The following is a 5,985-nucleotide window of genomic DNA, read 5'->3' on the forward strand; positions in this document are numbered from 1 at the left end:
TCGGAGCGGCCCGCGGTCATCAGGTCGACGACCGTTTCCCTGGTCAGCTCACCGGTGGCGAACACACCCGCCATCCGGCCCAGATACATGACCGCAATGCGATCGGCCACGTCGAAGACGTCATTCATGTTGTGCGACACCACGACCACCCCGAGCCCGCGCTCGGCCAGCCGTCCGACCAGCTCCAGCACCACTTCGGTCTGCGCCACGCCGAGCGCCGCGGTCGGCTCGTCCATGATCACCAGCTTCGAGTGCCACAACACGGCTTTCGCGATCGCCACCGCCTGGCGCTGACCGCCGGAGAGCGACCCCACCGGCTGCCGGACCGACGTCACCGTCGTCACGCCCAAGCTGTGCAGCGTCTCCTTCGCGGCCAGCTCCATGCGGTCCTCGTCGAGCGACACGTGCCGCACCTTTTCCCGGCCCAGGAACATGTTCTGCACGATGTCGAGGTTGTCGCACAACGCGAGGTCCTGGTACACGGTCTCGATGCCGAGCGCGGCGGCGTCCCGCGGCGTGCGGATGCGTACTCCCCGCCCCTGCCAGGTGATCTCGCCGGCGTCCGGGACGTGGATCCCGGCGACGCACTTGATCAGCACGGACTTGCCCGCGCCGTTGTCACCGACCAGCGCGGTCACCTGCCCGGCCGGGACGTCCAGATCAACCCCCGCCAGCGCCTGCACCGGCCCGAACTTCTTGGTGACACCCCGGACACGCAGCAACGGCGTCCCGGCCGGGTCGGCGGACGGCAGTTCGGCGGATCGTTCCGCAGTGGTGGTCACGGCCGGCTCACGAAAGCTCGGCCAGCTGCCTGCCGAGCCGGCTCTCGGGCGCGCGGGCAGGCGGTGGGATCACGACCACGGGACAGGTCGCCCGCCGCAGGCAGGCGCCGCTGACCGAGCCGGTGAGGACCTCGCGCAGCTTGCCCTTTCCGTGGCTGCCGACCACCAGCATGGCCGCGTCTGCGGCCCAGTCGACCAGGATGTCCGCAGGGTCGCCGTCCGGTGCCGAGCACCGCGCGGTCACGCCCGTAAAGCCCTTCGTCACCGCGGTGACCAGCTCTTCGAGCTCGTGGACGTGCATCCGCCGGGCCTCGCCGATGCTCCGGTTCACCGACGTGTCGTCGAGCATCGCGTCATAGGTCCAGACCGTCACGACGTCCAGCTCCGCACCGCTCGTCTCGGCCTGTGCGGCCGCCCACAGCAGCGCGGCGGTGCCGGCGTCCGAACCGTCGACGCCCACCACGATCCGGCCCTTCGCCGTCGCTTCCGTCATCGTCGCTCCTTCCGCCGCCCTTTTTCTTGCCAGTCAACCCGTTCCGGTCCACCGGCGAAGCTGTCGTTCCGCCCGATCTGGGAGGACCAAGGGCCCTACGAGGGCCATGAAGACACTCGGGTACGACCGTCCGGCCGGCGCAGCTGGACCGGCCACGCCGACCTCCGGACTGACCGCCCCTCACCGGCTGGATCGTCCGGAAGGAACCGGCCCGCCTCGACGCGCTCGCGGCCGACGGCGAGAAGGTCGTCGCGGACGCCCGGCCTGACCCGCACCACGGGCCTGGACATGATGTCGCGTGCCTTCACATCGGCTCCTTTCAATGCACGACCGCGACCGGGCATGACGCGTGCGCGAGCAGAGCGTTGCCGGTCGAGCCGAGGACGCCGCCGGCGACCGGGCCGCGGCCCCGCGTGCCGACCACGATCAGCCGGGCATCGGGAACCGCGCGCAGCAGGGCGCGCGACGCACTTCGGTCCCGCACGGCCTGGGTGGTGATCTCCAGCGCCGGGTACTTGCGGACCCACGGCGCGACGTGCGCCTCCAGGTCCCGCCGCTCGCCGGCCCCCAGCTCCGCCAGCTCATAGCCGGAGCTCTGCGTCCCGTCGTGGTAGGCATGGACGACCCGAACTGGCGCCGGTACGGCGGTCGCCTCGTCGAGCGCGAACCGCAGCGCGTGCTCGCTCGGCTCCGACGGGTCGACGCCCACCACGACCGGCCCGGCCAGGTCCGGCCGGTGCCCGGGCACGACCACCACCGGGCAGGACGCCCCGGCCGCCACCCGCAGCGCCACCGAACCGACCAGCGCCCCGCGCAGGCCACCGAGACCGTGCGAGCCGAGCACGACGAGCGCTGCGTCAACTGACTCGGCGAGCAGCAGGTCGGCGGCGAGGCCGAGCCGCACCGCCGTCTCCACCCGTACCCCGGGCGCCCACTCACCGGCGATCTCGGCAGCACGGCGGAGCCAGCGGTAAATGTGTTCCAGCAGCAGTTCCGAATCATCGTGCGCGTGCGCCGGCGCGCTGTCGAAGACGCAGGCGTGCAGCAGCCGCAGCGTCGTGTCGCGCCACCGTGCTTCCTGCGCCGCCCAGCGAATCGCGGCGAACGACGCCGCCGAAGCGTCCACTCCGGCGAGCACCGGCCGGTTCGCGGTTGCGGTCATCACGTCCTCCAGCAGAGTCTCCGGGTCAGCATGGCGAAGCGCGTACCCGCCGGTCAGAGCACGAAGTCCCTTTCGCCGGGGACCAAATCCGCCTGCCTTCCCGCCGCTGTTCACCGACGCTGGAACGATGACCGGACCTGACCTCCTGATCGACCACTTCCTGCCGCACCCGCACTTCGAGCTGGTGCGCAACGTCATCGTCGACGCGCCGGTGAAGGAGACCTACGCCGCGGCGCGCGAACTCGACTTCACCGACATCCGCGGCGGCGTCGTGTCCGCCGCGTCGTGGCTGCGCATGCTGCCCGAACGCTGGCACAACCGGCGGCACGGCCCACCCCGCCACCCGACCCGGCTGACGCCGGACGACCTCGACGCCGGCTCGGAGTGGACGCTGCTCGGCGACCGGCCGGGCAGCGAGTTCGCGCTCGGCGTCGCGGGCAAGTTCTGGAAACCGGTGATCGTCTGGCGGCGGGTGGCGGCCGACGAGTTCGCGGCATTCGACGAGGCCGGTTACGGGAAGTTGGTCCTGGCCGTGTCGGCGTTCCCCTACGGCCCGCACCGCACGCTGCTGACCGTGCACACGCGCGTCCGGATGAGCGACCCGGAGAGCTGGCTGAAGTTCCGCCGCTACTGGCGGCTCTCCCGGCCGGCTATCGGGTCCGTGCACACGGCACTGATCCGCACGATCGCCGCGAACGCCCGCCGGCGGGCACTCGCGGCCTACACGCGCACCGATCAGGACTGACGGCCGTCCGCCGGCTGCCGCCAATCGTCCGCGGCGGCCGGAACGACGTCCTCCTCGTTCTCCTTGACCGCGTGGTGCTCGACCGCCTGCAGGTAGCGACCCACCTTCGGACCGTGCCGCCCGCGCTCGGCGACGTCCCGCCGCGCCTCGGCTTCGATGACGGCCTTTTCCTTGTCGTCCATGACTTTCCTCCTGTCAGTAGCCGCCAGTCCGGACGTGTTCCTTCCGTTCCTCCCCACCTCGACGTTATGAATCAGGCCTGCTGCCGGACTGCGGCCGGACGTCGGCGAGGCAGGGGTCTTTGGTCCCTCGTCCCGGGGCGGTGCGGCTCTCGCCCGCGCGCGCCCGCGGGAGGACCGTCGGGGTATGCGTGCCACCTTCCCGCTCGGGCGCCCGGCCGGTATCCGCGTCGGCGCGCACTGGTCCGTGCTCCTGATCATGGCCCTGTTGGCCGAACTCCTGGCGCAGTCGCTGCTGCCGCAAGTCGTTCCCGGCCTGTCCCCGGCCGTCTACTGGGCGACCGGCGTGGCCGGTTCGGTGGTGTTCCTGGCGTCGCTGCTGGCGCACGAGCTCAGCCACGCGCTGGTCGCTCGCCACCGCGGCCTGGCCGTCGACCGCATCACGCTGTGGCTGTTCGGCGGCAGCACGGAAATGCCCGGCGACCCACCGAGCCCCGGGTCGGCATTCGCGGTCGCCGTCGCCGGCCCGCTGGCGAGCCTCGTGGCCGGTGCCGGCTTCCTGGGCTGCGCCGTGCTGCTTTCCGGTGCCGTGCCCGCAGTCGTGGTGGTCACGCTGACGTGGCTCGGCTGGACGAACGTCGTCCTCGCGGTGTTCAACCTGCTCCCCGGCGCGCCGCTGGACGGTGGCCGGATCCTGCAGGCCGCCGTCTGGAAGCGCACCGGTGACAAGCGACGGGCGCAGGCCGCGGCGGCCCGCTCGGGCCACGTTCTCGGTTTGCTGCTGGCTTCGGCGGGTTTCGTGGAACTGCTGTGGTTCGGCAGCTTCGCCGGGCTGTGGCTGGTCGGCATCGGCTGGTTCCTCGGCTTCAGCGCCCGCGCCGAGCTCGCGGCCGGCCCCGCGCGTGACGTCCTCGCGCGCGTCCACCTCGGTGAGATCATGACGCCGGACCCGGTCACCGCGCCCGGCTGGTTCACCGTGCGGGCGTTCATCGACCAGGCCGCGTCCGGGCGGTTCCGCACCTACCCGGTGGTGGCGTTCGACGGCCGTCCGCTCGGGGTGGTCAGTCTGGCGATGCTCGCCCGGGTGCCCGAGGACGCCCGACCGTCGACCCGTGTCGAGGAGGTCTGCCTGCGGCCTCCGGCGTGCCTCCAGGTGGCTCCCGAAACGCCGCTGACCGCAGTCCTCGGCCGGATCGGCGGCCGCCCCGGTCAGGACCTCGCCCTGGTCGTCTCGGACGGGGTCCTCCTGGGCGTCGTGAGTCCCGGCGACATAGCCCGCACGCTCGAATTGGCGGTGCTGGGCACCGAAGCCCGCCGGCCGACGCACTGAAACCAGATCAGTACATGCGCCACGCGCAGGTGAACGACCTCACCGAGGAAGCGACGAGCGAATGAAGACCGCTTACGAGGTCCCCGGCAGCGTCGCGTAGCTGCCGGACACCCGCCGCCGGCTTCTCACGGAGAGCCAGTACAGCCAGGTCCATCCGACGTCTCAGGGCAACTCGCACGAGCAGGCTGACCGCATACGCGAGCTTCGTCGCCTTGCCCGGCAGATGCTCCAGTTGCTCTTCCCACTCGGCCAGGAGAAGGTCCGCCTCCCCCGCGAACCGCGCGTCGAGCCGCGCGGCAAGGCGTAACATCCGCACCGCGATCCACGGCAGCACATCGAACAACTCGTTCGACAGCACGCCGAGCAAAACGCCACCGACAACCGTCACCAAAGCCGTCACCGACCACCGCCCACGATCAAGCCGAGCAGGGCGATCCCGGGGACCCCGGCTCCTCGTGGCTTTCGCCGGTCACGGCGCTCGGCGAGCAGGCGCGGAGCCTGCGCGGCTCCTTCGTCGGTGAGCCAATAGAAACGGCGCCGAGGCTTTCCCGGCTCGGGGTTCGCCGCCTCCCACTCGTAGGCGACCCAGCCCACCCTGAGCAACCGTTCGAGCACGCGATAGACATTCGGCGTGCTCTGACCACAGCGAGCCGCCAGGTCCCACCCGTGCACCTTCTCGTCCATCTGCGTCAGAACCTGGACGACGTCCAACAGTGGCGGAGTCACGCGAAACGGCCAGCTCATGGTTCCAAGGTACCTGAACCTAGGTGCATCTGCACCTAGGTTCAGGATTCCACTGCCGGTGATCGTCGACCTCACATCGACGGGAGTGTGCGTCGGCCGACGATCCACCCCGCCCGGAAGCCGAAACACATCAGGACCCGGCGGCCTCAGCTGACACCGGGCAGCGTCGTGCTCGGCGACCGCGGCTGCGGCGGCTTCGCCGGCCTGCTGCCGGGCTTCACTGGACAGGCCCTGCTGCACAACGCGGCCTGCCCGTGTATTTGGTGCGCGCTACCTCCTGACGGCCGAAAGTCCTCACTCGCCCGGGCTTTCGCCCCACCAGAACCGGGGCCGCCGGGCCCTCGGAACCGGGGCGGTCCGGCCCTCGTCGCCCAGCCCCGCCCGGCGGAGCCTGGATCCTGACGAGAGCGAGGCCCACCATGGACAGTCCACGCGGAACCGCTCCGGCGACCACAGCCGAGCCGACGTCCCCGCGCCGCAACCGCCGCGACCGGCTCGCGCTGCGGCCCGCCGACTTCGTCGACCCCCGCTACGCCGACATCACCGACCG

The 5,985-nt window shown here is 71.4% G+C and carries 8 protein-coding genes; 2 read left to right on the forward strand and 6 right to left on the reverse strand.

Going from position 1 to position 5,985, the window contains the following annotated elements:
• The 3 genes from AB0G28_RS48955 to AB0G28_RS48965 form a co-directional block, all read right to left on the reverse strand.
• The coding region (locus tag AB0G28_RS48955; RefSeq protein ID WP_361106468.1) for an ATP-binding cassette domain-containing protein at positions 1-782 on the reverse strand (782 nt) is incomplete at its 3' end.
• Between the two features lie 7 nt (positions 783-789).
• Entirely contained in the window at positions 790-1,275 is a 486-nt protein-coding gene (locus AB0G28_RS48960) for a universal stress protein (RefSeq protein ID WP_361106471.1), read from the reverse strand.
• Positions 1,276-1,594: 319 nt separating this feature from the next.
• Positions 1,595-2,437 (reverse strand): universal stress protein, encoded by an 843-nt coding sequence (locus AB0G28_RS48965; protein WP_361106474.1) that lies wholly within the window; start codon positions 2,435-2,437, stop codon positions 1,595-1,597.
• A gap of 127 nt (positions 2,438-2,564) precedes the next feature.
• Here AB0G28_RS48965 and AB0G28_RS48970 point away from each other — a divergent pair, with 127 nt between their 5' ends.
• Entirely contained in the window at positions 2,565-3,182 is a 618-nt protein-coding gene (locus AB0G28_RS48970) for a hypothetical protein (protein WP_361106477.1), read from the forward strand.
• Here AB0G28_RS48970 and AB0G28_RS48975 read toward each other — a convergent pair.
• Positions 3,173-3,364 carry a hypothetical protein gene (locus AB0G28_RS48975; RefSeq protein WP_361106479.1) on the reverse strand — a complete coding sequence of 64 codons (192 nt, stop codon included), beginning with the start codon at positions 3,362-3,364 and terminating at the stop codon, positions 3,173-3,175. The genes AB0G28_RS48970 and AB0G28_RS48975 overlap by 10 nt on opposite strands.
• A 184-nt stretch (positions 3,365-3,548) precedes the next feature.
• On the opposite strand from AB0G28_RS48975, the gene AB0G28_RS48980 reads away from it, so the two are divergent.
• On the forward strand, positions 3,549-4,691 hold the full coding sequence (locus tag AB0G28_RS48980; protein ID WP_361106482.1) for a site-2 protease family protein: 1,143 nt from the start codon (positions 3,549-3,551) through the stop codon (positions 4,689-4,691).
• Positions 4,692-4,698: 7 nt separating this feature from the next.
• Here the strand turns inward: AB0G28_RS48980 and AB0G28_RS48985 are convergent, their stop codons facing one another.
• On the reverse strand, positions 4,699-5,091 hold the full coding sequence (locus AB0G28_RS48985) for a hypothetical protein (protein WP_361106485.1): 393 nt from the start codon (positions 5,089-5,091) through the stop codon (positions 4,699-4,701).
• On the reverse strand, positions 5,088-5,435 hold the full coding sequence (locus AB0G28_RS48990; protein ID WP_361106488.1) for a PadR family transcriptional regulator: 348 nt from the start codon (positions 5,433-5,435) through the stop codon (positions 5,088-5,090). Before AB0G28_RS48990 ends, AB0G28_RS48985 begins: the two co-directional genes overlap by 4 nt.
• Between the last annotated feature and the right edge of the window lie 550 nt (positions 5,436-5,985).

This window comes from Amycolatopsis sp. NPDC021455 (assembly GCF_040640995.1).
Lineage (GTDB): Bacteria > Actinomycetota > Actinomycetes > Mycobacteriales > Pseudonocardiaceae > Amycolatopsis.

Excerpts from the sequence above, each read along its gene's own strand:
- AB0G28_RS48975 (WP_361106479.1), bottom strand. The coding sequence starts at position 3,364 with ATGGACGACAAGGAAAAGGCCGTCATCGAAGCCGAGGCGCGGCGGGAC.
- AB0G28_RS48965 (WP_361106474.1), bottom strand. The coding sequence starts at position 2,437 with ATGACCGCAACCGCGAACCGGCCGGTGCTCGCCGGAGTGGACGCTTCG.
- AB0G28_RS48980 (WP_361106482.1), top strand. The coding sequence starts at position 3,549 with ATGCGTGCCACCTTCCCGCTCGGGCGCCCGGCCGGTATCCGCGTCGGC.
- AB0G28_RS48960 (WP_361106471.1), bottom strand. The coding sequence starts at position 1,275 with ATGACGGAAGCGACGGCGAAGGGCCGGATCGTGGTGGGCGTCGACGGT.
- AB0G28_RS48990 (WP_361106488.1), bottom strand. The coding sequence starts at position 5,435 with ATGAGCTGGCCGTTTCGCGTGACTCCGCCACTGTTGGACGTCGTCCAG.
- AB0G28_RS48970 (WP_361106477.1), top strand. The coding sequence starts at position 2,565 with ATGACCGGACCTGACCTCCTGATCGACCACTTCCTGCCGCACCCGCAC.